At 66.8% G+C, this 25,694-nt stretch carries 19 protein-coding genes; 4 read left to right on the top strand and 15 right to left on the bottom strand.

Annotation, left to right across the window (positions count from 1 at the left end; translation table 11 throughout):
* Positions 1-152: 152 nt before the first annotated feature.
* A complete protein-coding gene (locus ACSLUQ_RS13460) occupies positions 153-1,319 on the bottom strand; it encodes an efflux RND transporter periplasmic adaptor subunit (RefSeq protein WP_417772014.1) in 1,167 nt (388 codons plus the stop codon).
* Complete coding sequence (locus ACSLUQ_RS13455; protein WP_417772015.1) at positions 1,316-1,900, bottom strand: TetR/AcrR family transcriptional regulator; 585 nt, start codon at positions 1,898-1,900, stop codon at positions 1,316-1,318. The genes ACSLUQ_RS13460 and ACSLUQ_RS13455 overlap by 4 nt, the downstream gene beginning before the upstream one ends.
* Before the next feature lie 274 nt (positions 1,901-2,174).
* Here ACSLUQ_RS13455 and ACSLUQ_RS13450 point away from each other — a divergent pair, with 274 nt between their 5' ends.
* Entirely contained in the window at positions 2,175-2,738 is a 564-nt protein-coding gene (locus ACSLUQ_RS13450; protein WP_461808816.1) for an invasion associated locus B family protein, read from the top strand.
* Between the two features lie 83 nt (positions 2,739-2,821).
* Here the strand turns inward: ACSLUQ_RS13450 and ACSLUQ_RS13445 are convergent, their stop codons facing one another.
* From ACSLUQ_RS13445 to ACSLUQ_RS13435, 3 genes are all read right to left on the bottom strand, one after another.
* Complete coding sequence (locus ACSLUQ_RS13445) at positions 2,822-3,268, bottom strand: glyoxalase superfamily protein (RefSeq protein WP_461808815.1); 447 nt, start codon at positions 3,266-3,268, stop codon at positions 2,822-2,824.
* The gene (locus ACSLUQ_RS13440; protein WP_461808814.1) at positions 3,265-4,725 is read right to left on the bottom strand and encodes an MATE family efflux transporter; all 1,461 of its coding nucleotides are present in this window, start codon (positions 4,723-4,725) and stop codon (positions 3,265-3,267) included. Before ACSLUQ_RS13440 ends, ACSLUQ_RS13445 begins: the two co-directional genes overlap by 4 nt.
* Positions 4,726-5,005: 280 nt before the next feature.
* Positions 5,006-5,791 (bottom strand): SapC family protein, encoded by a 786-nt coding sequence (locus ACSLUQ_RS13435; RefSeq protein ID WP_417772019.1) that lies wholly within the window; start codon positions 5,789-5,791, stop codon positions 5,006-5,008.
* A 189-nt stretch (positions 5,792-5,980) separates the two neighbouring features.
* On the opposite strand from ACSLUQ_RS13435, the gene ACSLUQ_RS13430 reads away from it, so the two are divergent.
* Together ACSLUQ_RS13430 and ACSLUQ_RS13425 are read left to right on the top strand one after the other, a co-directional pair.
* The gene (locus ACSLUQ_RS13430; RefSeq protein ID WP_461808813.1) at positions 5,981-6,415 is read left to right on the top strand and encodes a hypothetical protein; all 435 of its coding nucleotides are present in this window, start codon (positions 5,981-5,983) and stop codon (positions 6,413-6,415) included.
* A 35-nt stretch (positions 6,416-6,450) separates the two neighbouring features.
* Positions 6,451-6,753, top strand: a complete 303-nt coding sequence (locus ACSLUQ_RS13425; protein WP_417772021.1) for a DUF6916 family protein — start codon at positions 6,451-6,453, stop codon at positions 6,751-6,753.
* Between the two features lie 38 nt (positions 6,754-6,791).
* Here ACSLUQ_RS13425 and ACSLUQ_RS13420 read toward each other — a convergent pair whose 3' ends face one another.
* From ACSLUQ_RS13420 to ACSLUQ_RS13395, 6 genes are all read right to left on the bottom strand, one after another.
* The gene (locus ACSLUQ_RS13420; RefSeq protein WP_461808812.1) at positions 6,792-7,370 is read right to left on the bottom strand and encodes a GNAT family N-acetyltransferase; all 579 of its coding nucleotides are present in this window, start codon (positions 7,368-7,370) and stop codon (positions 6,792-6,794) included.
* 1 nt (position 7,371) lies between these two features.
* Entirely contained in the window at positions 7,372-8,640 is a 1,269-nt protein-coding gene (locus ACSLUQ_RS13415) for a PLL family lectin (protein ID WP_461808811.1), read from the bottom strand.
* 91 nt (positions 8,641-8,731) lie between these two features.
* A complete protein-coding gene (locus ACSLUQ_RS13410; protein WP_417772024.1) occupies positions 8,732-9,250 on the bottom strand; it encodes a phage tail protein in 519 nt (172 codons plus the stop codon).
* A 12-nt stretch (positions 9,251-9,262) separates the two neighbouring features.
* Complete coding sequence (locus ACSLUQ_RS13405) at positions 9,263-9,778, bottom strand: phage tail protein (protein WP_417772025.1); 516 nt, start codon at positions 9,776-9,778, stop codon at positions 9,263-9,265.
* Positions 9,779-9,829: 51 nt separating this feature from the next.
* Positions 9,830-10,345 carry a phage tail protein gene (locus tag ACSLUQ_RS13400; RefSeq protein WP_461808810.1) on the bottom strand — a complete coding sequence of 172 codons (516 nt, stop codon included), beginning with the start codon at positions 10,343-10,345 and terminating at the stop codon, positions 9,830-9,832.
* A gap of 134 nt (positions 10,346-10,479) precedes the next feature.
* Positions 10,480-21,717, bottom strand: coding sequence for a beta strand repeat-containing protein (locus ACSLUQ_RS13395; protein ID WP_461808809.1), 11,238 nt, complete (start codon positions 21,715-21,717; stop codon positions 10,480-10,482).
* A gap of 421 nt (positions 21,718-22,138) precedes the next feature.
* On the opposite strand from ACSLUQ_RS13395, the gene ACSLUQ_RS13390 reads away from it, so the two are divergent.
* Complete coding sequence (locus ACSLUQ_RS13390; RefSeq protein WP_461808808.1) at positions 22,139-22,630, top strand: ureidoglycolate lyase; 492 nt, start codon at positions 22,139-22,141, stop codon at positions 22,628-22,630.
* Positions 22,631-22,643: 13 nt separating this feature from the next.
* Here ACSLUQ_RS13390 and ACSLUQ_RS13385 read toward each other — a convergent pair whose 3' ends face one another.
* The 4 genes from ACSLUQ_RS13385 to ACSLUQ_RS13370 all read right to left on the bottom strand — a co-directional run bounded on the left by ACSLUQ_RS13385 (position 22,644) and on the right by ACSLUQ_RS13370 (position 25,680).
* The gene (locus ACSLUQ_RS13385) at positions 22,644-23,450 is read right to left on the bottom strand and encodes an amino acid ABC transporter ATP-binding protein (RefSeq protein WP_417772029.1); all 807 of its coding nucleotides are present in this window, start codon (positions 23,448-23,450) and stop codon (positions 22,644-22,646) included.
* A 21-nt stretch (positions 23,451-23,471) separates the two neighbouring features.
* Positions 23,472-24,131 carry an amino acid ABC transporter permease gene (locus ACSLUQ_RS13380; RefSeq protein ID WP_417772030.1) on the bottom strand — a complete coding sequence of 220 codons (660 nt, stop codon included), beginning with the start codon at positions 24,129-24,131 and terminating at the stop codon, positions 23,472-23,474.
* A 9-nt stretch (positions 24,132-24,140) separates the two neighbouring features.
* Positions 24,141-24,794 (bottom strand): amino acid ABC transporter permease, encoded by a 654-nt coding sequence (locus ACSLUQ_RS13375; protein ID WP_417772031.1) that lies wholly within the window; start codon positions 24,792-24,794, stop codon positions 24,141-24,143.
* Between the two features lie 67 nt (positions 24,795-24,861).
* The gene (locus tag ACSLUQ_RS13370) at positions 24,862-25,680 is read right to left on the bottom strand and encodes a transporter substrate-binding domain-containing protein (protein ID WP_417772032.1); all 819 of its coding nucleotides are present in this window, start codon (positions 25,678-25,680) and stop codon (positions 24,862-24,864) included.
* Positions 25,681-25,694 lie beyond the last annotated feature (14 nt).

Raw genomic sequence — 25,694 nt, 5'->3', positions numbered from 1 at the left:
GCGGATCGCGGAGAGACGCGCCGGACGCCGCGCGGGCGGCGGGGATACGAGGCGCGGGCGCCATTCGGCGCCCGGCGGGCGAAGCGGGCGGGGGAGGCCGCGACCGCTGGAGAGGCAACGGCCGCCGAGGGGCGGCGGCCGTCTTGTTCGTGTTACTTGACCGCCACGGTGGCCGGATCGATGGGCTTCCACGGCGTGGCGGACACGGGAGCGCCCGGACGCAGCTTCTGGAAGCCCTCGACAACAACCTTGTCGCCGGCCTTGAGACCCTTGGAGATGATCCAGCGGGTGCCGACGACGCGGCCGGCCTCGATGGAACGCAGCTCGGCCTTGTTGTCGCTCGTGACCACATAGATCTGCGCCTGGCCGCCGGCGTTGCGCTGCACCGCCTGCTGCGGCACGGCGAGAGCCTCCGTTGCCACGCCCTGCTCGATCTGCACGCGCACATACATGCCCGGCAACAGGTCGACCTTCGGGTTGGGGAACTCGCCGCGCAGCGTGATCTGGCCGGTTGTGGCATCCACCGCCGCTTCCGAGAACAGCAGCTTGCCTTCGTGCTCGTAGGGAGTGCCGTCGTCATAGAGCAGGTGCACCGTCAGCTCGCTCGCGGCGTTGCCGTTCGGCGTGTTGCTGGCGAACAGACGGCGCAACTGGCGCAACTGGTTGGCCGACTGGGTGAAATCGGCATAGACCGGGTCGAGCTGCTGGATGGTGGCCAGAATTTCCGAGCCGCCGGAGCCGACAAGCGCGCCCTCGGTCAGCAGCGCACGGCCGATGCGCCCGGAGATCGGGGCGCGGACCTCGGTGTAGTGCAGGTTCAGCTCGGCCGCGGCGAGCCCCGCCTGGGCCTGGGCGACATCGGCATCGGCCTGGGCCAGGGTCGCGACCGCGCTCTCGAGCGCGGAGGCGCTGGCGACATTGCGTTCGCGCAGCTCCTTCTGCCGGTCCGCCTGCTGGCGGGCCTGGAGCTGTGTGGCCTCGGCGCGCTGCAGCGTCGCCTTGGAGCTTGCCACCTGCACCTTGAACGGCTCCGGATCGATGCGGTAGAGCACGTCGCCTTCCTTCACCATGCCGCCCTGCTCGAAGACGCGTTCGACCAGAATGCCGGAGACGCGGGGGCGCACCTCGGCAATGCGGGTCGCGGCGATGCGGCCGGGAAGCTCGTTGGTGATCGGGATGGTCTCGGGCTGGACCTCGACAATGCTGACGCCGACAGGCGGCATCGCCGGCGCGCCGCCCTGGTCCTTTGTCTGGCTCTCGTCGTTGCAGCCGGCCAGGAGCGCGGCCGCCGCCAGAATGACGATCAAATTCTTTCTCATTCAGTCGACCTCTTGGACATACGAGGGGCGTCCGGTCGCTGTTCGACCAGCCAGCCAATTTCCGAAAGCAGGGTTGCGCGCTCCTCCGGCGCCCAGCTGTGCAGTCCCAGCCATTCCATCGAACGCAGCCCCTCCAGGGCCAGGAACGCCAGCATGGCTCCGCGCGGGTTCTGCGACGTGGAACGAATGTCGCAGAGCACGTCGCTGTAGGCCTGCCTGATTGGCTCGCACAGCTCCTCTTCCTGTGCAAGCGCGGCCAGCAGGCCGAAAGTCATGGCGCGGTCCTGGTTCGAGACCGGATCCGCGGCCAGGGCAATGCGCCCGTGAACGACGGCGTTGGGAGCGCCGCCAAGGCTCTCGGCGACCCGTCGCGCGTCGCCTTCCTTTTCCGCCACCTTGCGCTCGATGAGGGCACGGATCAGGGCGGACTTGTTGCCGAAGTCGTAGAGCACGCTTGCCTTGCTGATGCCAGCCTCGGTGGCGACCGCCTCGAGCGTCAGACGCGTGGCGCCGTCGCGTGTGACAACACGCGCCACCGCATCCAGCAGGGCCTCGCGGCAGATCGTGCGTTTGCGGCCCATGCCGTCTCCGGATAATTTCCAACCGGACGGTTATATATATGTGCTTCGCGGCGAAGAAAAGGTGTTTCTGACGAGTTATCGAAATCGTCAGACCGCCATTCGCCCGGCTGTTCGCCTGCCGCGACAGCCGTCGGCGCGCTTGGCGCATACCGTTGCGGCAGATCCGCGTTGCAGCTTGAGGTGGAAAGCGTCGACACGGAGCATTGACCGCTTGTCGGCCTGCCTCTTAAACTCGCCGCGGCCCATTTTTTTCTTCGTCAATCGTGGATATCTCATGCCCCTTTCTTCCTTCGTTGCGGTTGCCTGCGCGCGCCGTTTTTTCCGCGCGGGCCTTGTCGGTGCGGTTCTCCTGTCGGCGGCTCTCGTTTCCGGCTCCGCCGCGCTGGCGCAGTCGGCCGACGCACCCGCTGCTGGCGGCGACAAGACGCCGGCCAATTGGGTGGTGCAATGCAGCGAGCCCAAGGACGACACCCCCAAGCACTGCCGCGCGCTGCAGAACATCGTCATGAAGGACAGCGGCCAGCGGCTTCTGACCATCGTCGTCGAGCCGCGCGAGGGCGCGCCGAACCATGCCCTGGTGCTGGCGCTGCCGCATGGCGTGTTCCTGCCGGCGGGCGCGGTGATCAAGGTTGACGACAACAAGGAAGTGCCGCTCGTCATCCAGACCAGCGACGCCAACGGCGCTTATGCCGGCATGGCCATTTCCGACGAGCTGCTGGCGCAGATGAAGAAGGGCGAGCGGCTGGTGATCGGCTTCAAGACCGCCCAGCAAAAGGATCTCGCCATTCCGGTGACGCTGATCGGCTTCACTGCCGCCTACGGCCAGCTCAAGGGCTGAGCCGCCGCAGCACGGGCTTTGCGTCACTTCCAGAAAAATGGGGCCGGCCGGGACGTGATGTCCTGGGCCGGCCCCTTTGCGTTTCACGCCGCGTCCTCCGGTTCGAGCACGAGATGCGGCACGCCGTCAGAGGTCCGGCTCGGCGAGCGCCCGTCCGCGCCGACCAGTGCGTTCACCTGTCGCCGCAGCGCCGAGAAACTGTCGAAGCGGACGACGTCGACGGGTGCGTCGAAGCGCACGGTGACCCGGTGGCGGCCGGAGCCGGCGCGCGCGATCGCGGTGATCTCGCCGCGAAAGGCCTGCCCGAGATAGCGCCCGCGCACCCGCTGGCCGAGGCGGAAGGGCTCCGCCGGCCCGCCCTCCCCGGCGTCGGAAAGCCGGGCGTGCAGCGTGTTCCAGTCCCGGGCGCCGTGCTGCTGCGCCACCAGTTCGAGCGCCTCGGCATGGCCGATCTCGGTGCCTCGGCGCGCGAGTTCCCTGCGCAGCGCCTTTGCCTGTGCCTTCGCCTCGGCACGTGTCGGAACGCTCATGCCGCCCTCCCTTGCGTGGCAAGCCCGAACCCGCCGGTCGTCGGTGTCCTGCGCCAGGCGTCGATCAGGATCGCCGCGGCAACGAGCCCGACCGCCGCGTCGGCGAGCGGGAAAGCGTACCAGATCGCGGCGCTGCCCCGGAAGGTGGCGAGCGCGGTGATCAGGACGGGCACGAGCAGGAACGGCTTCACCAGCGTGAGCGCCGCAGCCCGCAGCGGCTGGCCGACCCCCTGGAAGTAGAAGGCCAGCACCAGCACCGGCCCGGTGAGGACGTAGAGCCCGGCCATGGGCCGCAGGATCGCGCCCGTGAGCCCGATGACCTGCCGGTCGCCGACGAAAAAGCCTCCGACCGCGTCGGCGTTGCCGAGACAGAGCGCCTCAAGGCCCAGGCAATAGGCGAGGGCGATGGCCAGCGCCAGCCGCAGGACCTGGTCGCAGCGCCGGTGCTGTCGCGCACCGGCGTTGGCCCCGACGATGCTCTGGGTGGAAAGCGCCAGCGCCATCAGCGGCAGGAAGGCGAAGCCGAACAGGCGGGTGACGATGCCATAGGCGGCGATGACGGCGGCGGTGTCGTCGCCCGCGCTTGCCCGCACGGCTGCGATCGCTGTTGCCGAAACAAGGGCGATGCCGACGAAGCCGAGGCTGACGGGGGCTCCAAGCGCCAGGATCCGGCTCCAGCCCCCGTGCCAGCGATTGCGCCACAGCGCCGCGAGCCGTACTGGATGTGCTCCGCGCAGGCGCAGGCCGACCAGAAGGGCGAGACCGAGCGCCTGGGCCAGCACCGTGCCGGCGGCCGCGCCGGCGACGCCGAGCCCGAGGCCGATGACGAGCAGCGCGTTCAGCGCGATGTTGGCGAGCGTGACGACGACCGAAAGCGCCGCCACCAGCCCGGCCCGCCCCTCGTTGCGCCAGGTATCGGCATGCACGGCGAGCAGGAACTGGACGGGGGTGCCGAGGATCGTGATCGCCAGATAGATCCGGGCCATGTCCGCCACCGGGGGGGCTTCCGCCGCCGTCACCGCGACGAGGCGCGGCCCGACGGTGAAAAACGCCGCGATCAGCGCCAGAGACACACAAAGCGAGAGCCCGTGGGTGCGGGCGAAAAGCGCCTCGGCCTCGGTGCGCCCGCCGGCGCCCAGGTGGCGGGCGAGAAGGCTCGACATGCCGCCGCTGACAAGCGTCGACAGCGCGATCGCGAGCATGATGACGGGAAAGGCGAGGCTGACGGCGGCCATGGCGTCGGCGCCGACGAAACGGCCGAGAAAGACCGCATCGGCGATGCTCAGCAGGCCGTTCATGGCCATGACGACGGTCATTGGCAGCGCGGTGGCGATGAAGACCCGGCCGGGAGAACCGGTCAGAAAGGGGCTGTCCGGGGATGGCGTCGCGGGGCGGGTGACGCTTGGAGAGGGCCCTTTCGGGCGAGCACAGGTATCCCGAGAATGTCCGGCAGACATCTCTCACTCCTCATGGAGCGTCTCGACAGGGATGGGGGCCTGCATTGCCCACCGACGAAACGCTTCGAGGGTGAGGATCGTCTTGCGATGTCCGGCTTCACCGTGACTTTCGTCCGCAGGCGGCAGGTGCCGGAGACCTTAAGCCTGGCAGTTAGTCCACCCGGACGGGCCTTGTCAATGCGCAAGGCCCCGACCGTTGGCCTTCGGGCGGGGCGGTCGGGGCGGACGGTCAGCGTGGACGGTCGGGGCGCGGGAGACCGTCTTGCGCGGTCTGGTGTGCTCAGGCGGCTGCCGCGGACAGGCGCAACAGCGCCGGCCAGTTGCGCATCGACAGCAGGTGGCAGTAGATCACCGGCAGCGCGCCGGCGCGGCGCAGGTCGAGGAAGGCCTCGTCGCTGAGCGCGTTCAGCCGCTCTTCCTCGACGACACGGAAGTCGTTGACCGTCAGGACCTCGCCCGAGGGCAGGGTGAAGCGGCCTTCGTTCTGCACCAGCAGATCGTGCTCGGCGATCTTCGCCAGCATGGCCTCGCTCTCGCGCGCCTCGCGCTGGAAAGCCATGCAGAACTCGAGTGCCTTGCGCGCGATCTCGGCTGCCTCGCCGTTCTCGAACAGCGGCGTCTCCGCCTTGTTGCTCACCTTGTCGCTGGCCATGTCGAGGCAGAGCGTGAACTCGCTGCCATCGTCATTGCGCGCCAGGATGAAGGGATAGCGGCGCACATAGGAGGGAATGTAGGTGTCCGCCGCCCAGGCCCCGTCCGCATCGACGAAGAGATTGCGGTCGCGGCGCAGGCCGAGGACGGCGATCGCGGCGGGCGGATTTGTGCCGGCGGCGAAGACCACCGGATAGTGCAGCGACAGCGGGGCGAACTCGACCGCGTTGACCGGCACGGCATGGATGCCGGCGGCGAAACGGTAGTCGGGGGCAAGCGAGACGCCAAGCTTCGCGTGGGTCTCCGAGCGCAGCGCCTCCGGGCGTTTGTAGAACAGCGGCAGGCTCGCGGTCCCCGTCGTTGCGGCGCCATTGGGGGCTGCCGGCGTTCCCGACGTGGTTTCTGCGTCTGTCATCTCAGATGTCCTTATCCGGGCGCTGCCGCGCGAATGGTCTGGTCGAAAATTGGATCGGGTGGAGTTCTAGCGTTCCTGATCGGCGTTGCCTAGGGGGGCGTACCGCGCAAGGCGCGAGGCGGATCCGCGCTTCCACCTCGGGTCGAAGCGCACTAGGATCGCCGCAGGTCGAATGGGGACGCGGCGAGCATGGGCGACACAGGGCAGGACAGGACGGAACCGGTTGCCGCCGGGTCTCATCGCGGGCGTGTGTTTCGCGGCGAGACCGTTGTCGTCGATGGCGGCGAGTTCCGCGATTGCGCCTTCGAGAACTGCCGCCTTGTCTATCGCGGCGGTGCGATTCCGGTGATTTCCGGCTGTCGGTTTCATGGCTGTGGATGGTCCTTCGCGGAGGCCGCGGCCAATACGCTGGCGATGCTCGCGGGCCTCAACCAGGGCGGCTTTACCGACCTGATCGGCGCCACGCTGGAGGGCATCCGCAGCGGTGCGGCCCTGTCTTCGGCGGCCGAGGCGCCGGTGAAGGGCGCAAGCGCCGGTCGGCGCGAACGGGTCATCGATCTTGGCTTCGGCGTCTTCCCGGTGCCGCGCATCGTGCGCAGGGGGCCGCAGGGGGCAAAGAACTGAAGCGCGGCAATGCGCGTCATACCAAAGGGGGATGCATGGCGGATCTGGAGCAACTGGCGGGCCTGACGGCCGAGCACTTCGAGGCGCGGATGGACCGCAAGGCGCGGATTTCCGCCAATGGCGAGACGATGGACCTGGCCATCGCCACGGTCACGCGGCTCAACCATGGCACCCGCGACGGCGGCGCTTTCTCCGTGCTGTTCGACGGACCGCCCACGCCGATGGTCGACCAGGGGCTGCATGAGGTCGAGATCGAGGGCGATGCGGCGCTGGCGCTGTTTCTGGTTCCCGTCTACCAGGACGAGACGGGAACCCGCTACGAGGCGGTCTTCACCTGATCCGCCTTCGCGCGTCCGCGAACGGTGCACGCGCAGGGTCAGCCGTTGGCGGCGTCCGCCGCCACAGTGCCCGGCCGCCAGCGCAGCAGATGATAGATGCCCTTGTCCTCGACGAGGACGAAGCCGAGCCGCCGGTAGAGGCCCATGGCGCGGTTGTTGTGCTCCACGTGAATGCCCACGGCACGTCCTTCCCTCTCCGCCATCGCGAGAACATCCGCCAGAAGCGCCGCGCCGAGGCCGTCGCCGCGCGCCAGCGGAAGCAGTGCGATGTCGATGATACGGATTTCCGAGGTCCAGCGCTCCAGATAGAGCCGGCCGATCGCCTCTCCCTCCCGCTCGATGATGAACCACGCGGCGTCGGGGTAGTTCTGCATGTAGTGAGTGTGCTGGGCGTGGAACTGCATGTCGAGGAAGGCGGCTTTTTCCGCCTCGCTCCAGGGCACGGGAGCGAGTTCCTCGGCGCGCGTCGACGCATATAGCCGGCTCAGGAACGCGAGATCCGCGCTACTGACGCCGTCGGCCGTGAAGGCGCGAAGGGCGAGACCCGCCCCGTGCGCCGACGGAAACTCCGCCGGCGTGAGGGGCGCGCCCACCGATGCTGCATCCGCGTTTGTCATCTCAGCTTTCGGGCGGGGTGAGATCGTGCACGATGCCGTAGGTGAGGATGCCGGAGGGAGCGATCTGGCTCCAGCCGGCCCCCCAAGTCGTCGAGTTCCGCGCGGCCTGGCTGATCACCGACACCGAGTTGTTCTGGGAGGCGCCCAGGAAATAGCTCAGCCGCCCGTCGGAATTGTAGTCCATCGCCGCCTCTCCGAAGCCGGACGCTGTCGCGATCTTCTCCCAGCCGTTCCAGCGCTGGCCCGCCACATGGGTCTGGAGGTTGGCCCATACGCCGCCGTCCTGCGCGACGCCGACCAGCATGATCAGGCCGTCACCGTCGAACCCGCTGGTCACATTGATCAGCGTGGCGCTGGTCAGGCCGGGCTTCGTCCATTCCAACCAGCCTTCCTCGTCGGGAACGGCCTGGCGCAACTGCGAGACCTCGTTGTCCGAGGACACCATGAAGATGTTGACCGCGTCCGTGTCGTCAAGAATGCCGCAGGGCAGCGATTTGGCCGTGCCGCTGGCGGCGTCGTCGACGCGCTGCCAGCCCGTCCAGTCGCCGAGGTCGAGCGCCTGCAGGGCCGTCTGCGCGTTCACGTAGACCGGGGTTTCGTCCGGGTTCCGACCGATGGCGATCAGCATGATGCGCCCGCTGGCGTCGTTGACGAGGCTGATGCGAGCCACGTCGCCGGCCGGCAGCCCGACCCAGGAGCTCCAGAGCGTTGCGGGCGGGACAAGAACCTCGACCGTGACCTCGATCGGCGTGTCCGTGCCCGGAGGCGTGACCGTTTCCGTCCGTGTCTCGGTGGTCATCGGGTTCTGGTAGCACCACCACACGATTCCGCTGTCGGCGTCGACGCCGTAAACCTCGACGCGTCCGGACGGGCCGCGGCCCAGGACAAGCTGCTGGAAACCGGCGAGGCCGTCGGGCATCCCCAGGTCGTGCGGCGCGTTCCAGCGCTGGCCGCCGCCTGGCGCCTGCTGGACGGTTTCGTCGATGTAGTGAACGGACGCGGGCGAGCCGGTGGTCTGGGCGACCATGGCAACGCGCCCGTCCAGCGTCGATCCGGTGCCGAGCACGATATAGGCGTACCCCGTGTCAACCGGTGTCAGCGTCCCGGTCCACGGGCCGTTGGGCGTGGCCTGCGCCGTCCAGACCAGCTGGTTGTTGTCGGCACTGATGCCGACCATCATCAGACGGGACAGTTCCGCGAAGGGGGTCTCGCCGACCTCGATGTCGATCAGGTCCCCATGCTCGCCGGGGATTTGCCGTGTCTGGCTCATGCGTGTTCTCCCTGTCTGCCGGCCGGGGCCGGTCGTCGCCTGTGGCCTGAAAGGGCACGCGGGATACTGAACCGCCCCGCGTGCCGGTCTCTCAACTGCGCGACGGATAGAGGCCCTGAAGCGCGATGATGAAATTCATCGCCAGATAGGGCTGCATGTTGTTGTGGGTTTGCGAACCGCCGGTGGCGGTGATCGTCTGGTACGCCATGTTCGTGTTCGCCGATCCGGTGGCGTAGGCCAGGCTTCTGGCCCGGCCGAACGTGACGGTGGACGACGGCTGGGCTTCGTCCGAAATCGCTGTGCTGGCGAAAAGCGAGTGCGAGTGGTTGGGCAACTCCGCCTCGGTCAGGGTCACCGTCTCGGTGCCGCCGCGCTCGCCGAGCCGGCGGGACGACAGGCCGGGGCCCCGCCCCGAGTGCATCGGCGCACGCCCTTCCATGTTGGGAAGTGCCGTCGTGGTGCGCCCGTCCCCGCCATAGGTGGTGCCGATAAGGGAGAACAGCGCCGTGTTCTGCGCAATCGGCAGAAGCTGACCGTTGCAGAAGGCCCAGCCGCGCGGGGCGAAATTGCCCGCGAAGATGCGGATTTCCGCGATGAAGGGTTCAGACATGACGGGCCTCCCTCAGTGCCGGCTCGGAAACACGCCGAAAAGCGCGATGATGAAATTCACGCAAAGATAAGGCTGTATGTTCGGGTGCGAGCGGCTGCCGCCCACATGGCTGAGCGCGTTCGGGGCCATGTTCGTGATCGGCGTTTCCGTCGTGAAGATCGGCGCGATCTGCTCGGAGAGCACCCGGCCCATCGGTGTATCGTCGGTGCCGGGGGTCTGCATCGCCCTGAAGTCATGGCCATGGCTCGGCATCTGGTTCACCGTCAGCGTCACCGTCTCCGCGCCGCTCTTGGAGCCGATGCGTCGCTCGGACAGTCCCGGGCCCTGGCCCTGGTGGAGGGGGATGCGCCCGCGCATGTCGGGCAGGCCGAAGGTGGTGCGGCCGTCGCCGCCGTAGATGGTGCCGAGCAGGCTGAAAAGGGCATCGTTCTGCGAAACGGCCAGCAGTTGGCCATCACAAAAGGCCCAGCCACGCGGGGCGAAGTTGCCCGCGAACATGCGGATCTCGCCGACATAGGGCTCTGACATGAATTGGGTCCTCCCGGAAAACGGTTTGGGCGGAATGCGCCTGGCGCTGTTTCAGTTGCGCGAGGGGAAAAGTCCCTGGATCGCGATGCAGAACGAAACCGTCAGATAGGGCTGCATGTTCTGGTGCGCCTGACTGCCGCCCACATGGATGACCGTGTTGCCGCGCAGGCTGGTGAGGTTCGCGCCGGGGTCCGTGTAGCCATCGGGAAGGTCGGCGAGATAGGCATTTTGCGGAACGGGCGTTGTGCCCGGACCCGAGATGGCGTCTGCCGTATGGGTGTGCTGCGGCATCTCGTTGACGCTGAGCGTATGGGTTTCCTCGCCCGACTTCTGCCCCTCGTTGTGAAAGGCGCCGCCACTGGATCGCCCGACGTGGATCGGCGTGCGTCCGCGCAGGTCGGGGAGCGCGAAGGTTGTACGGCCATCGCCGCCGTAGGTGGTGCCGAGCAGGGAATAAAGCGACTGGTTCTGGTTGATCGGCAGGATCTGGCCGTCGCAGAAAGCCCAGCCGCGTGGCGGGAAATTAAAACCCATCATGCGGACTTCCGCGAGAAATGGTTCTGCCATGGCGCATACCTCCCGTTCTGTGCCAGTAGGGGTATATTGTAAAAAATATCAATTACCGGTTGTGCTTGAAGGCGGATTCCGCCCCTGGCACCTTGCAGGTCTCCTGTTCACTCATGCGGCGTTGCCGCCGGCCCTTACGGGCAGGCGGCAACGATGTTGTAGCTGCCGTTGCTGCCGCCGAATGAAGGCGCGGTGAGCGTGTTGGTGCCGTTGAGCACGCCTGCGATCGCCGGGCCCGTGGAACTGCCCACGGGCGTTCCCACGAGGTTGAACGTGTGGCCGGTGTCCGACGTGACGTAAATGCCGCCGGCATGGGCCCCCTTGGGATCCGTGACGGTGTTGCCGGTGATCTCCGCGCACATCGAGCCGGTGTTGAGGTTGCCGGCGTCCATCTCGATGCCGGCAGCTGGGAAAGACGCTCCGGACGTGTAGGTGATCTGGTTGCCCGTGATCACCGCCTTGATGTTCTGCGTTCCACCACCGGGCTGGAAGAACCTGATGCCCGAGTCGTTGTAGTCACGGATGATGTTGTTGCTGACCACATAGCTGGCCGTGCCGCCGCCATCGGACAGGAACTGCATGGCAAACCCGTTAAAGCCGCCGCCATCACCGCCAGCACCGGACCCGATCGCACCGGCCGTGCCGATGGTGTTGGTCCGGACCTGCGAGGTCAGCGTTCCGCTGAAGGTGGAGGTGGTTTGGATCTTGACCGGGCTGATGCCTGAGCCGGCGCTGTAGATCGCGCTCATGTCATTGTCGAGAATGTCGAGGACGACCGTACCGGACCCGGAGAACCCGGCATTGACGCCAGCCCCGCCGCTGGTCGGGTTGCTGCCATGACGCTGGAAGGTGTTTCCGACACCCGTGCCGCCGATGTCGAGATCGAGGTTGGCGCTTTGGGAGGCGACGATCTGGATGTGATCGCCAAGGGCACCAGCGAATATGTTGTTGGTGATGGTGCCGTTGATTGTGCCGGCGTTCGCCTCGATGAGCAGCGCGTCATTGCCGAAGCCGGCGGTGGAATCATCGCCCGCGAAGATCGTGGCGCCCGAAATCGTCAGCGTGAGCGTGCCGGCGCTTCCGGTGTTGTCGATATCGATGGCGTTCTCGAAGCCGCCACGATAGGTGCCGCCGGAGATGATGACCGTTCCGCTGGCAGCGCTCAGGTAGACGCCGCCCTCGTTGGCGCCGTTGCCGTGATTGCCGATGAGGTCGACATTGGTGAGCTGAACGCCGGCGGTCGTCTGGCCGCGTACCGCGAAATTCGTGCTGGTATTGACCTGCATGTTGGCGAAGCGCACGTCGCCGGTGTTTTGCATCCAGATGCCGGTGTCGGTGCTGTTGACAAGCGTGCCGCCCGAGCCATCGGTGGAGCCGCTGCCCGTGACCGAGAAGATGCCCGTCGTTCCGGTGTTGACAAGTGAAACCGCGCGATCCGCGCCATTCGTCGAGACCGACTGCAGCGTGACACCGCTGGCCCCGATGGTGGTGCTGCTCAGATCGACACCCCGGCCGCCGCCTGTGGAACTGACCGTGTTGCCGGTTCCCTGAACGGTGACCGTCCCGCTGTTGCTGGCAACGAAGCCCGCGCCGCTCGTCGTGTCGATGTCGAGCCCGCCGCCGGTAAAGTTGACGGTCATCCCACTGTTGTTGGTCAGACTGACGGCGGTGTTCGTACCGGTGTTGAGCGTCTTGACCGTGCCCGAAAAATTGATCGTGCCGTTATTGTTCGCCGTAACTTGGATACCGCCTGCCGCGCCGGTCGCGCTCAGATTGCCCGAGAAGGTTACGGTTCCGGCGCTGCGCCCGGTAATCTCGATGAGATCATTCGCAGTGGTCTTGGTGACGGTCGCGGCAATCGTCACATTGGCAGAACCACCGTTGATATCCACGGCGATGCCGGCCGGATCATTGGTCGCGCCGATGGAGCCGCCGCTGATCGTCACGGCACTGTGGGTGTTTGCGATTTCCACGCCATCGTCGCCCGTCCCGTCGATGTCGACCGTGTCGAACGTCACGGCGCCATTTGCGCCGCTGAGAAGGATGCCGGCACCCGCCGCGCCGTCGATCGTCGCGGACGTGAAGTTGAACGTCGACGTGGAAAAGCCGGAAATCACGATGCCGTTGCCGGCGGCCGACGTGTTGACCACGCTCACCGCGCCCCCGTTGAAGGCGCCGCCATCGACATCGAACAGCCTGACGGCGTCGCCCGAGACCGTGCCCGAAGCCGCGAGCGTGTCGAAGGACACGCCGGTGCCGCCGATGGTGACGTCGTTCATCCGCAGGATCTGGCCCGTCGCCGTGTTGATCTCCTGCGTGCCGGTGCTTGCGACATTCAACGTCAGCGCGCCGCCGCTCGTGGCGTTGGCATCGAAGCCGGTGCCCGCACTCGTGTCGATGTCGAGCGCCCCGGTGAAATTCACTGTTGTCGTGTCGCTTGCACCGAGGTCGAGATCGACACCACCGCCGGTGGATCCGGCGTTGTTGATGGTCGTCGCTCCGAAATTGAACGTGCCCGTCGAATTGGTGATGCGCAGGCCTGCGCCGGACGACCCGGTAACCGAGAGCGTGCCGATGTTGAGCGCCTGGCTTGCCGCGCCGCCCGACGCGTTGCCCGCGTCGATGAACACGCCCGATCCGAGCCCTCCGGCCCCATTCGCACTCGTCGAACGCACCGAGGAGAAGCTCAGGTTCATCGTCAGCGGGTCGAGGAACAGCGCCGTGCCGTTGGTCGTGTCGACCGTGCCCGAGCCGCCGCCCGTCATGGTGAAGTCGGTGTTCAGCCCGTTCGTCTTGGTGTCGACCTGGAGACCGGTGCCGTTGTTGTTGTAGATGTTGAGCGTGGCGAAATCGATCGCGCCCGTGGTGTCGATGAAAGCGACGCCGGTGCCCGCGACGCGCGTGGTCGTGCCCTGGCCCACGTTCAGCGTGCCGGCGGAGACCGTCGCTCCAGCGCCGTCGCTGTCGAAGTCCACCTTCTCGAAGCGGATGCCTCCGCCGACGCCGGACGTGCCGTTGCCGGTGACGACGTTGTTGGCGAAGCCGCGCACCTGGACCGAGTTCGAGGTCGGCGACAGGTTCTGACCGGTGATCGAGACGGTCGGCTGGTTCGCTGTCACTGTCTCGAAGGTGGTGCCGGACAGCGCCAGCCGCACGGAATTGGGCGTGACCGTGCCGGCCGTGTCACTGACGACGAAGGCCTGGCCGGTCGTGCGGATGACGTTGGTTCCCGACAGGTTCACGGTCAGGATGCCGGTGCCGGTATGGGTCACGTTGATGCCGCGACCGGCAATGTCGCCGGTGTCGCCGGCAGCGCCGCCCATGGTGATGTTGGACAGCGAGATGGTGTTGTCGACCGCGCCGGCATGGGCGATGCGGATACCGGCCTGGGTGATGTCATCGCCCGTACCCGTCGCCGTGTCGCCGAGGGTCAGGTTCGACAGCGAGACATTGCCCCCCTGGATAAGGACGCCGTCGCCGCCGGTGTTGTTGATCCGATTGGTGCCGTTGAGCGTCACGGAGCCGGAGGCGTTCGTGTCGTTCACATAGATACCGGAGCCGAAGCTGCCCGTTCCGGTGCGGGTGATGTCGAGGCTGGTGAGTGTGATCGCGGCATCGCTGGACGTGACCGACACGCCCGAGGCGCTGGTCGAGGTTGCCCCGGCGCTGATGAGCGAGGTCACGGAGGCGTTGCCGATGTTGATCGTGCCGCTCGCCGCCGAGACGTAGATGCCTGCGGAGCCGATGGACGTATTGGCGCCGAGCCGGACGCCGGTGCCCGACGTGTCGGTGCCCAGGTTGATCGTCGCGGAGCTGCTTTGGAGATAGATGCCGTAGTTGGCGGCATTGTCGACGCTGACGGAACCGACGGTCAGCGTGCCCGTGCCGCTGACGCTTTGCAGCCGGACGCCATTGCCGGTGCTGCCGCTGTTGGCCAGGCTGTCGAAGGTGAAGCCAGCGGCGCCGATCACGACCGTGTTGAGGTCCAGGCCACCGGCCGTGCCGCCATCCGCGATCGTGTTGGTGCCGCTGGCCGTCGTTGTCAGCGTGCCGCCGCCGGATCCGTCAAGGCGCATGCCGCCGGTGATGGCTGCGTCGGACAACTCCACCGAGGACGTGCCGGCGGAGGTTGCAAGGTCCACCGCATAGGCGCCGCTGCCGCCGCCCGAGATCTGGCTCGAGCGGATGCGTGCCGTGGCATTGGCCGAATAGGAGGCCGAGACGCCGTCACCCGAGCCCGTGTTGCGGATCGTGGTGTTCTGGATTGTCGCGGTCCCCGCGAGCGCCACGGTGCCGCCGGCGGCGTTGGAGGTCAGGATCGCGCGGACGCTGTCGATGTCGGCATTGCCGGACGCCGTCACCTGGGTGTTGGAGCTGATGCCCGTGAGCTTCAGGCTGGCCGGAGCTCCGCCGCCGCTGAGGCCGAGCGTCGCAAGGTCCACCGTCTCGCCGTTGACCATGGACACCAGCGCCTGGCCGTCGGCAAGCGTGAAGGTTCCGTCGTCCTGCGCGACCACATCGATCACGTCGCGAATGGTGTCGGCGTTGTTATCGACGAGGATGATCGCGTTGGCGCCCGAGGCTTCCGCGCCGGCGATGGTGCCCGGCGTCAGGAAGGTGCCGTTGCCAGCGCCCGTGCTGCCGTTGCTGCCGACCACATAGTAGGTCGGTCCGGAAAGGTTCGAGGTGTTGGTGGTTCCGAGCACCGTCCCGAAGGCCACGTCCTCCAGATCGTATTCGCCGGTGGCACCCATGCCCGTCGTCACCAGCGCGAAGCCGGTCGTGTCGATGGTGCTTTCCGTACCCGGGTTCGTGGCGTCGCCGTCGCCGTACTGGAAGCGCACGCCATTGGCGATATTGGCGTTGGTGAAGTCGATGCCGGTCTGGACATTGAGGATCGCGCTCGAGCCGGTCGTGACCACGTTCTTCGTGTTGTCATAGCCGGTGAGATTGATGCCCTTGGACCCGGCCGTTCCATTGCCGGTGATGTCGAGGGTGGCGAAGGTGATCTGTCCGTCGAAGGTTCCGCCGGACAGATTGAGGCCGGTGCCGGCGCCGACATTCACCACATCCACGTTGCCGAACGTCATGTTGCCGTTGGCATTGGTCGCGCGGACCGCGTTGCCCGAACCGCCGGCCATGTCGATGGTCGTGTCGCCGGCCGTGAGCGTGCCGGAGTTGCCGTTGAGCAGGAAGCCGTCGCCGCCGGCAAGCGTCAGGTTGACCGTGCCGAGATCGACATTCGCGCTCACATTGGTCATGGAGATCGCGGAACTGGTCGTGCCGCTGATCGTCGTGGTGCCGGTGACGGTGAAGGCACCGCCGCTGACACCGTTCATGCCGATGGACAGAGGTGTGCCGGCGCTGGTGTTGCTGAACGAGGTCAGGGTGATGCCGCCGGCGGCAATGTCCGACCCGGCGAGGCTGAGGCCCTGGGCGTTCGTGACGGCCAGGCTGCCGGTCGTGATGCCGAGCGAACCGCCGTTCTGCATCAGGATGCCGAAGCCGCCATCGGTGTTGATGTCGAGGTCGGCGAAGCTGAACGTGCCGTTCTGCCCGTTGTTGCCGACCGAGACGCCGGAACCGCCAATCGCTGTCGTGGTGCCGAGGTCGACCGCGCCGGTGAAGGAAACGGAATAGGCGCCGGTCGCGCCGGCGGCCGCGATGCCGCTGGCTCCGTTGCCGTTGGCCGTCACCGTGCCGGCGTGGGTCAGGCTGCCGCCGGCGATGTTCAGCAGGGTGACGGCGCCACCCGACGTGATGTCGATCGAGCTTGCGGCATCGAAGCTGTAGGCGGCGTCGCCGCCCTCGATGTAGAGCGCGTTGCCGCTGGTCCCGGAAATGTCGACATTCGTGCCGGTGAACGTGCCGCCGGCGTTGAGGAAATAAAGCCCGGTGCCCCCTGTCACGGACGCAATCGACACGTTGTTCAGACTGTTCGCGCCGGAGCTGGCGCCGAAGAAGATCGACCTTCCCGTCGCACCCGTCGACGTGATGTTGGAAAGCGAGGAGCCGGACGCGTTTCCAAGCGAGATGTCATTGGCATTGCCCGAGAACGACGCATTGGACACCTGGGTGCCCGTCGAGGTGGTGATGCTGATGCCGGTGCCGGTGAAATTACGAATGATCGAGCGGTCGACGGTCAGGCCGGTGGAGGACGCGCCCGAGATGCCGGTGCCGGTCGTTCCTCCGCCATCGAGGATCACGCCGGCAATGCGATTTCCGGCCGAGCCGAGCCCCACAAGCGGGTCGGTGCCCGTGGAGGACACGACCGCACCGCCGTTGTTGGTCGGGTCGGCGATGGTGAGGCCGGCGGCCGAGAGCAGGATCGTCGGTGGAACCGTGAGGCTGACGGTGACGGACTGGCTGCCGCCGGCGCCGTCGCCGAAGCTGAGCAACTGCATCTGGTTCAGCAGGTTCAACGTGTCGTTGCCGTTGGTTCCCGCGACATTGATGGCCGAGCCGTTGTTGATCAGCACGATGATGTCGCCGGCGCCCGCGGCCGCCTCGGCTGCCGCCAGTGTCATCGGGTTGGAGGCATCGCTGCCCGAGCCGTCGCCACCACCGGTCGCGCCGTCGGAATCCACGAAGTAGATGTCACCCGTGCCAAAACCGAGGCCCGGGCTGCTGGTGAAGTTCACATCCCGGAAATCGTAGCTGCCGACCGTGGGGGCAGACGAGGCGTCGATGGCGGTATTGGCCGAAATCGTCGAGCCCTGATCCGTGCCGTTCTCGCCATCGCCGAAGGTGAAGACCGCATTGGTCGAGCTATTGAGCCAGACGCCGGTTTTGACGCCGGCGATGCTGCTGGACTCGCCGGAGGCCGAACTGTCGCCGAGGCGCACCGTGCCGCCGCCTGTCGTGCCGCGCAGATCGACGCCGATGGTGTTGGCGGACCCGTTGCCGGTCACGTCGAAGTCGTTGGCGGTGACGGCGGCGTTCAGTGTCGCGCCGGTCAGCTCGATGCCGGTCGTCTCGTCCGAATTGAGCGCGATGTCGAGATCGTTGAAGGAGATCGTTCCGCCGATCGTGCCGGAAATGTCGATGCCGGCGCTGTGCGCCTCGCGCGGGTTGATAAGCGGCGTGCCCGTTGGGATCACGGCAGCGTGAGGATTGACGACCGAGACGCGGTTGAAGCTGATTGCGCCGCTGGTGCCGGTGATGCGGATCGCGTCTTCCACCGTGTCGGTGATCGTAACGGTTCCCGTGGAGGTGAAGGTGCCGCTGTTGTTCTCGAGACTGATGCCGACCGTGGAGCCGCCGGTCGTATACACATCGGCCCCGCCGGTACTCCCGCTTGCGGTTCCGATCGTGATGTCGCCGAACGAGAAGTTCGCTGTCGTATCCGTGATCGCAATGCCGTTGCGAAGCACGTTGCGGTAGTAATCGGCGCCAAAAATAGTCGAACGCTCCGTCGCCAGGATGGAGGTTGCGCCGGTTACCGTGAAACTGCCGCCGAACCTGCTTGCCGACAGTCCGTTGCCGTTATTCTGCGTCAGGGTCAGACTGGACAGCGTGATATCGCCGGTGCCGCCACTGCCGGCGACAGTGCTGCTGGAGCCAAGCGCAACCGTGGCTGCGGTGATCGCGCCACTGCCGATGCCGAGGGACAGGCCCGACTGGTCGCCCGAAATCTGGAGGCCGCTGGTGAAGGCGTAAGCGGTGTAGTTGGAGAAATCGATGCGCCCGGCAGTGTTGGAGGTGCCGCTCGTGCCCAAAAAGAACAGGCCGCTGCTGGCCGACACGCTGGCCGTGCCGATTGTCAATGTGCCGCCATTGACGGTTTGCAGGCCGGCGGTGCTCGTGTCTCCGTCGAAGATCACGCCATCGAAGACAATGCCATTGTTGAAGAAATCCGGCCGCGCCGACGTGGCGTCTCCAAGCAGCGTATTGTCGGCAAATGCGGTGACCACGGAGCCGCTGTTGTAGCTCATGACGCGAACCGAACTGTCTTCGGTCTGGAAGGTGGAATTGGAAATCGCGACTTCGGCCTGGTCGTCGCCGCGTGTTTCGACATAGATGCCGTATTCGTTGGCACTGCTGTAGACGGTCGCGTCGTGTCGGATTGTCATGCCGTCGACGGTCAGCTTGAGCTTGCGCGTGGCGCCCGTATCGTTCTGGATCAGGCTCACGCTGTTGAAGGCGCCGGCATTGGCAAGGGTGTCGAGCGTGCCACCGTTGATGGCAAGTGCGCCGTCGAGATTGCTCAGCGTCACCGAGTTCTGGGCCGTATTGGTGGCGTTGATCGCGTCGAAGCTGGCGTTGAGCGTCATGTTGCTTGCCAGCAGCGCCGCCGCGCCCGTCGCCGTCAGCCGCTCCGTCGTCGCATCGCTCACACGCAGGGAGCCGCTGTCCGCCGACAGGGCCGTGATGCCGTTGGTCGCGACGTCGAGGCCGCCGTCGAAGGCGACCGTGGTGCCCGCGTCGATGGTGTCCAGGAGAATGCCGGCCGTGCCCGTCGTCAGCGCCGTTGTGGTGCCGAGCGAGACCATGCCGCCGAAGGTCACATTGCTTGCCGCGCCGCCCGAAACGGAGATGCCGCCGGCGGTGGCGCCATTCGACGTCACGCTGCCGAAGTGGCTGAAGCTGCCGCCGATGCGGCCGGAGATCGAGACCGCGGTGCCGGCGCTGTTGGAAATCGAGCTGGACGCGTTGAAGGAGATCGCCGCGTCGCCGCCGGAAACGGTCAGGGCGTTCGAGCCGGCGATGTCGACGTTGTTGCCGGTCACCGTGCCGCCGGCATTGGTGAGCGACAGGCCGCTGCCACCGGAGCTGGTCACCGACACGTTGGTCATGGTGACGGTGCCGCTGGTGTTGGTGAGCGAGATGCCGTTCTGCGCCGTCGTGCCGCCCGAGCCGATCGTGACGCCCTCGATGGTCAGCCCGGTGATGCCGGAGCCGGAGATCGCCGTGCCGGCGGTGCTGCCAACGGTGATGTTGCGCACCGTGTTGCCATTTGCGACCTGGATCGTGCTGACCGCGCCCGAGGAACTGGTGAGCGTCGCCGCGCCGTTTCCGGTCGGATCGGTGATGGCGACCGTTCCCGCGGGAAGGTTGGAGCCGGTGATGTTGGCGGCAATGATGAGGCCGGCCGTCGCGAAGGTGCGGCCGTCGCCGAACGTGTCGATCGTCTGGTTGTCGGCCAGCGCGAAGGTCAGGCCCGAGGTGTCGATCGCGGAGCCGTCGTTGATCAGGATGAAGTTGACGGTCCCAAGGCCCGCGGCGGCGGCGATGGCCGTGGCGATGGTCGCGCGGTCAGAGGTCGAGGAGCCGTCGCCGGCGCCCGTCGCGCTCGCGGCGATGAAGTAGTTCGACACGCTGGAGGTGGTGAAATTGAAGCCGCCGGTGAAGCCGGTGGAGCCGAAGGAGTAGCTGCCGTTCGCGGCATTGACGCCGACGCCGTCGAGCGCATAGGCGAGGCCGCCGATGTCGCCGCCACCCCAGGTGAACACCGCGTCCGGCGCGGCGAGCGCCGCTCCCGATGTGCCCAGCACCAGGCCGGTGCCGACGTTCGAGATCGTGCCGCCGTTGACGATGGAGATCGTGCGGCCGTTCTGCGTGCCGCTGATGTCCACGCCGCGGCTGCCGGCAACGCCGGTGCCGGTCACGTCGAGGCTCGACATGGTCACCGTCGCGTCCGCGCCGGCCATGTTGAGGCCGGTGCCGCCACCAAGTCCGGTGATGTCGACGTCACCGAAGGTCAGCGTGGCGTTGGTGGTGCCGGACAGGTCGATGCCGTCGCTCGTGGTGCCCGCGCCCAGTCCGCTGATCGTCGTGCCGCCGGAGAACCCGTAGGTGCCGGCACCGGAGATCACGACGGCGTCGTCGCCGGTGTTCGTCGCGGTGAAGTCGACGACGTTGATCACGCCGGTGTTGTTGGCAAAGGACAGCGCGTCGCCGCTGACGCCGGTCACGCTGATGTCGGAGAGGGTCGTCGTACCGGTGTTGTTGGCGATCGAGATGCCGTTGGTGCCGCCGTTGATGGTGATGCCGGACAGGCTCGCCGCCTCGTTGTTGAGGAAGATCGAGGTGCCGGTGATGCCGCTGAAGGAGAGGTTGTTCAGCGTCGTGCCGGAGGCATTGGTGATGCGGATGCCGTCGGTGGCGTTCTGGATTGCGAGATCCGTAAGCGTCGCGCCGGTGACATTGTTGCCGCCGATCACCGTGCTGCCGCCCTGGATTGTCAGGCCGCGAACGGTCACGCCGTCGGTCACCGTCACCGTGGTGACGCCCGGATCGCCGTCGATGGTGCCGGCGGTGCCGGCCAGCAGGAAGCTGGTCGTCGTGCCGTCGGCGAGCTGCACCGCGATGGTCTGCCCGCCGCCGATCAGTGTCTGGCCGTTCTGCAGCGTCACCCCGGAGGTGGTGATCGTGCCGTCGTCGCCCATGGCGACGATGATGCCGCCGGCGCCGGCGCTCGCGACCGCCGTGGCGAGCGCTGTCGGGTCGACGGCCGAGCCGGTGCCGCTCGAGCCCTGGGAGGCGAAGTAGATGCGGCCGTAGGCGGTGCCCGTGGCCGGATTGACCACCGGAACGCCGTTGACCGAGGTGGTCTTGTCGAATGTGCCGACGCGGATGCCCTTGTCGCGGCGCACGCTTTCGTCCATCCGCGACAGAAGCCGGTGGCGTTCGCTGTCGCGGTCGCCGACCGCATCCGGCGCGCCATCGCCGCCGAACAGCGGAATGCGCAGCCGCGCCGTGGCGACGGCGTCGAGCTTGTCGTGCCGGTCGTAGACGAGCTCGGCCCCCAGCGTGAAGCGTGAGCCGGTCAGGCTGAGGATGTCGTGGATCTGGTACTCGAGGCCGAGGCGCGCGCCGGTCTCGGTGCGAAAGCCGTTGCGGTCGTAGACATAGGCGCCGGCATAGGCGCGCATGCTCTGGTCGTCGGCGAAGGGCGAATCGAACATCGCGCCGATCTCGGCGGTCAGGCCATAGAGCAGCGCCTCGCGGCGGTCGCTGCGGACCCGGTTCTCGACGATCTGGTTGTTGACGACGGAGACGCCGCTGCCGCCGACGAACGAGCCGGCGTCCGCGCGGCCCTGAAGCGGAATATGGGCGTTGAGCCGCAGATCGAAGATCGAGGTGAAGGCCTCGAGCCCGAGGGTCGCGCCGAGATGGTAGTTGCCATTGTCGGTGTGAACCACGTCGATGAAGGAGTTGGCGCCGACAATGAGGTTGCTGCCGACGACCGAGCGCAGGCCGAGGCCGAAGGAGGACGATCCCCGGCTGTTGTCGCCGTAGTCGAGGCGCATGTCGAGAAAGACGAGGTTGCTGCCATCCTGGCCGAGCGGCATGAAGCCCTCGAGGAAGCCGCTGGCTTCCGAGCCCGCCTGGGCGCCGATCTCACCCCAGGCCCCCCACTGCTGCGGCAACGCATCCTGGGCGAGAGCCGCCCCGGACGTTCCCGCGAGCAGCGCCGCGACGCAGGATGAGGACAGGAGCTCGCGCCCCGCTCCCGAGAGGAAGCGCTGATGGTGACCGAGGTAAGAAATGACACCCTCCCAGGTGCAATAGATGCGAACTAGCGAAATTAAGACGTGGCGCTATGCTGATACAACCGCTGGTAAGATCCGCGATGACTCAAGGGAATGCAATGCCCATGGTCGAATCCATACCCTTGAGTTAATTTTTTGTCGAAATTGTTGCGGATCCGCTACATGGCATTTCCAAGTATTTGTTTTATATGAATATTGCTGGTTTTATGAATGTGTCGTTGATGTGACGGAGACCCGGCCCGCGGCTGAGGTGTTCTGCCGTTCGCATGCAGCCGAATTCAGGAGGCAGGAGCGCCGCGTGAGCCATTTTCTGATACCCGAACCGCTGACCGGCGAAGCCTTTGCGCCCTATGGCGAGGTGATCGAGGCCCGTCAGGCGGCGAGCCATCTGATCAACGCGGGGCGTACGCGCCGGTTTCACGCCTGCGCGACGGCGGATCCGGGGGAGGAGGGGGAAGCCATTCTCTCGATCTTCCGGGGAACGCCCTGGCCGGCGCCGGTGACGCTGCGCATGCTGGAGCGCCATCCGCGCGGGTCGCAGGCCTTCGTGCCGATGGAGCGCCACCCCTGGTTGGTCGTCGTTTCGGATCGACCAGAGGCCGCCGCCTGCCGCTGCTTCCTGGCGCGCGGCGACCAGGGCGTACAGATCGCGCGCGGCGTCTGGCATCATCCGCTGCTGGTGCTTCAGCCCATGCAGGACTTTCTCGTCGTCGACCGCAAGGGGCCGGACGAGAACCTCGAGGAGGTGTTCTTCGCCGAGGACGACGTCGCCGTGATCGCGCCGGTGTGACCGCCGGCGGCGCTCACACGACGTTGCGCTCGCGGTAGGTCTGCAGGAACGAGCGGACGCGCGGGTCGTCGGGCTCCCGGCCGAAGATGTCGGCCGGCGGCGCCAGCGTCACCATCCGTCCCTTGTCGAGGAAGGCGACCCGGTCCGCCACATGGGCGGCAAAGCCCATCTCGTGGGTGACGACCACCATGGTCATGCCTTCCGCCGCCATTTCCTTCATCACCGCGAGTACCTCGCCAACGAGTTCGGGATCGAGCGCGGAGGTCGGCTCGTCGAACAGCATGACGCTCGGCTCCATGGCGATCGCCCGGGCGATGGCGACGCGCTGCTGCTGGCCGCCGGACAGGTTGGCCGGATAGTTCAGCGTCTTGTCGGCGAGATGCACCTTGGCGAGCGCCGCGCGGGCCGCCTCATGCGCCGCCGCCTTGCCCATGCGCTTCACCTGGATCAGCGCCTCGGCGACATTCTCGAGCGCGGTCAGATGCGGCCACAGATTGAACTGCTGGAACACCATGCCGATGTGCTGGCGCTGGCGGCGCAGGACGCTGGGCGAGACCGGCCTGCGCGGCTCGGCCTTCTCCTGCCAGCCGACCAGCTCGCCCTCGAGGCGCACCTCGCCGCCGTCATAGGCCTCGAGGAAATTGAGGCAGCGCAGCAGCGTGCTCTTGCCCGAGCCCGAGGGGCCGATCAGGCACAGCACCTCGGAGCGGTTCACGTCGAGGTCGATGTCCTGCAGGGCCTTGAAGTCCTGGAAGGACTTGCTCATGCCGCGCACCGTGATCATCGGTGCGGCATCCGTTGCGGTGGTGTCTGGGCGCATGGGGTCTCTTCGGGTCCTGTCTCAGGTGCGCTTCAGGTGGCGCGTCACGCGGGCCTCGACCCGCCCGCCGAGCCAGCTCGTGACGATGACCATCAGCCAGTAGAACAGCGACAGCACCAGGAACGGCTCGACGAAGGTGAAGGTCTCGGCAGCCATCGTCTGCGTCTCGTAGAGCAGCTCCGGCACGGTGACGACGGAAAGGATCGCCGTCTCCTTGCTGAGGATGATGATGAAATTGGTCAGTGGCGGGGTGATCGGCACCAGCATCTGCGGCAGCACGATGCGACGCAGGATCGTTGCCTCGGGAAGTCCGACGCAGCGTCCGGCCTCGATCTGGCCGCGGGGGATGGCGTTGAAGCCGGAGCGGAAGATCTCCGCGAAATACGGGCTGCCGTAGACGATGAAGCTGAGGATGCCGGCCTGCACGGGCGTCAGCACCAGCCCGAAGTGCGGGCCGCCGTAGTAGAGAATGAAGAGCTGGATCATGAACGGCGTGCCGCGGATCAGCTCCACGTAGCCGTCGATTGCCCAGCGCACCGGAGCGATGCTCCAGCGATAGGCGCAGGCGATGGCGAAGCCGAGCAGCAACCCGCCGAGCGTGCCGACGATCCAGCACAGGATGGTGACGCCAAAGCCGGACAGGAGTGCCGGGCCGTAGCGGACGAAAAGATCGAGTTCCATCCCTGCCCCCTATCCGATCTGCAGCCGCTTCTCGGCCATCCGGCCAAGGCGCGACAGCACGAAGTTGATGACGAAATAGATCGCGGCGGCGGCGACATAGATCTCCAGCGGCCGGTAGGTCGCGCCGGTGATGTTCTGCGCGACCCGCGTCAGCTCGGCGATACCGACGACCGAGGCAAGCGAGGAGACCTTCACCAGCAGGATCAGCTCGTTGACGAGCGAGGGCAGGCCGATGCGGATCGCCTGCGGCACCAGGATGCGCCGCCACAGGGCGAAATGGGGAATGCACAGCGCCTCGGCCGCTTCCGACTGGCCCCTGGGGATCGCCTGCAACGCGCCGCGCAGGATCTCCGCCGTATAGGCGGCGGAGCACATGCCGGTCGCCAGGATGGCGGCGGCGATCGCCGGCAGGTCCAGCCCGACATAGGGCAGCACATAGAAGAACAACAGCAACTGCACCAGCAGCGGCACGCCGCGGAAAAAGCTGATGTAGAACGCCGCGAGCCCGGCAAGGAGCCGGTTTCCGGCCAGCCTTGCGGCGCACAGGACGACGCCCAGCACGATGCTGATCGCCATGCCGGCCACGGAGATGACAAGCGTCCAGCGTGCGGCCTTCAGGAGGTAGGGCAGATTGTGCACGATGACGTCAAAGGAAAAGTCCACCGGCGATCGCTCCCCTTTCGCGGCGAAGAAGCCGGCGGGGAGCGCCCCCGCCGGCCTGCGATCCGTATCAGTTCACGGCCGGCATGGTGGTCGGCAGATCCGGCGCGGAGCCGAGCCACTTCTCGTTGATGGCTTTCAGGCGGCCGTCCTTGTGCATCTTCAGCAGGGCGGCGTTGATCGCCTCGACCAGCGAGGCGGTCTCGTCGCCCGGACGGGCGACCCAGCCGAAGTACTTCGGCTCGCCGAACGGCGGCAGAACCAGCTCGAACAGGCCCGGACGCTGCACCGAGGCATAGCCCATCAGCGGCATGGAATTGGCCACCCCCTGGATGCGGCCTGCGGCGAGATCGGCCAGCGCCTCGTCGATGTTCACGTATTCACGCACGTCGATCGGGCTCGGCAGTGTCTCGGAATAGGCCTTGAGCTGTGCCAGCTGGGCCGAGCCCTTCTGCGAGCCGACGGTCTTTCCGGCAATGTCCTCGGGCTTCATGATGCTGGTGTCGCCGGCCTTCTTGGCGAGCGCCACCGTGGCGTTGCCGATCGGCAGGGTGAAGCTGTAGCGCTGCATGCGCTCGGCGGTGATCGTCACCGGCGCGTTGACGATGTCGAACTTGCCGGCCTCGAGGCCCGGCAGGATCGACTGCCACGGCAGGTCGAGGAACTCCGCCTCGACGCCGAGCTCCTTGGCGATCTCGACGAAGAGGTCGTGACAGATGCCCTGGTACTTGCCGTCCTTGAGGATGTCGAACGGCGCGAAGTGCATTTCCGTCGCGGCGACGATCTTGCCCTTGGCTTTGATGTCGGCGAGCAGATCGGCATGGGCGGCGCCGGCGAGGCCGAGGCTGATGCCGACGGCGGCCACCACACTGAGGAATTTCGATTTCATTTCGGCTGTCTCCT

Source organism: Stappia sp. ICDLI1TA098, from assembly GCF_054880955.1.
The sequence above is the reverse complement of the archived record's forward strand: the minus strand, read 5'-3'. Positions and strand labels throughout refer to the sequence as shown.

Bases quoted from the DNA above. Each gene is read 5' to 3' on its own strand.
- ACSLUQ_RS13450 (WP_461808816.1), top strand. From the start codon at position 2,175: ATGCCCCTTTCTTCCTTCGTTGCGGTTGCCTGCGCGCGCCGTTTTTTC.
- ACSLUQ_RS13415 (WP_461808811.1), bottom strand. From the start codon at position 8,640: ATGAGCCAGACACGGCAAATCCCCGGCGAGCATGGGGACCTGATCGAC.
- ACSLUQ_RS13425 (WP_417772021.1), top strand. From the start codon at position 6,451: ATGGCGGATCTGGAGCAACTGGCGGGCCTGACGGCCGAGCACTTCGAG.
- ACSLUQ_RS13410 (WP_417772024.1), bottom strand. From the start codon at position 9,250: ATGTCTGAACCCTTCATCGCGGAAATCCGCATCTTCGCGGGCAATTTC.
- ACSLUQ_RS13380 (WP_417772030.1), bottom strand. From the start codon at position 24,131: ATGGAACTCGATCTTTTCGTCCGCTACGGCCCGGCACTCCTGTCCGGC.
- ACSLUQ_RS13460 (WP_417772014.1), bottom strand. From the start codon at position 1,319: ATGAGAAAGAATTTGATCGTCATTCTGGCGGCGGCCGCGCTCCTGGCC.
- ACSLUQ_RS13420 (WP_461808812.1), bottom strand. From the start codon at position 7,370: ATGACAAACGCGGATGCAGCATCGGTGGGCGCGCCCCTCACGCCGGCG.
- ACSLUQ_RS13385 (WP_417772029.1), bottom strand. From the start codon at position 23,450: ATGCGCCCAGACACCACCGCAACGGATGCCGCACCGATGATCACGGTG.
- ACSLUQ_RS13435 (WP_417772019.1), bottom strand. From the start codon at position 5,791: ATGACAGACGCAGAAACCACGTCGGGAACGCCGGCAGCCCCCAATGGC.
- ACSLUQ_RS13455 (WP_417772015.1), bottom strand. From the start codon at position 1,900: ATGGGCCGCAAACGCACGATCTGCCGCGAGGCCCTGCTGGATGCGGTG.
- ACSLUQ_RS13440 (WP_461808814.1), bottom strand. From the start codon at position 4,725: ATGTCTGCCGGACATTCTCGGGATACCTGTGCTCGCCCGAAAGGGCCC.
- ACSLUQ_RS13400 (WP_461808810.1), bottom strand. From the start codon at position 10,345: ATGGCAGAACCATTTCTCGCGGAAGTCCGCATGATGGGTTTTAATTTC.
- ACSLUQ_RS13445 (WP_461808815.1), bottom strand. From the start codon at position 3,268: ATGAGCGTTCCGACACGTGCCGAGGCGAAGGCACAGGCAAAGGCGCTG.
- ACSLUQ_RS13430 (WP_461808813.1), top strand. From the start codon at position 5,981: ATGGGCGACACAGGGCAGGACAGGACGGAACCGGTTGCCGCCGGGTCT.
- ACSLUQ_RS13370 (WP_417772032.1), bottom strand. From the start codon at position 25,680: ATGAAATCGAAATTCCTCAGTGTGGTGGCCGCCGTCGGCATCAGCCTC.
- ACSLUQ_RS13405 (WP_417772025.1), bottom strand. From the start codon at position 9,778: ATGTCAGAGCCCTATGTCGGCGAGATCCGCATGTTCGCGGGCAACTTC.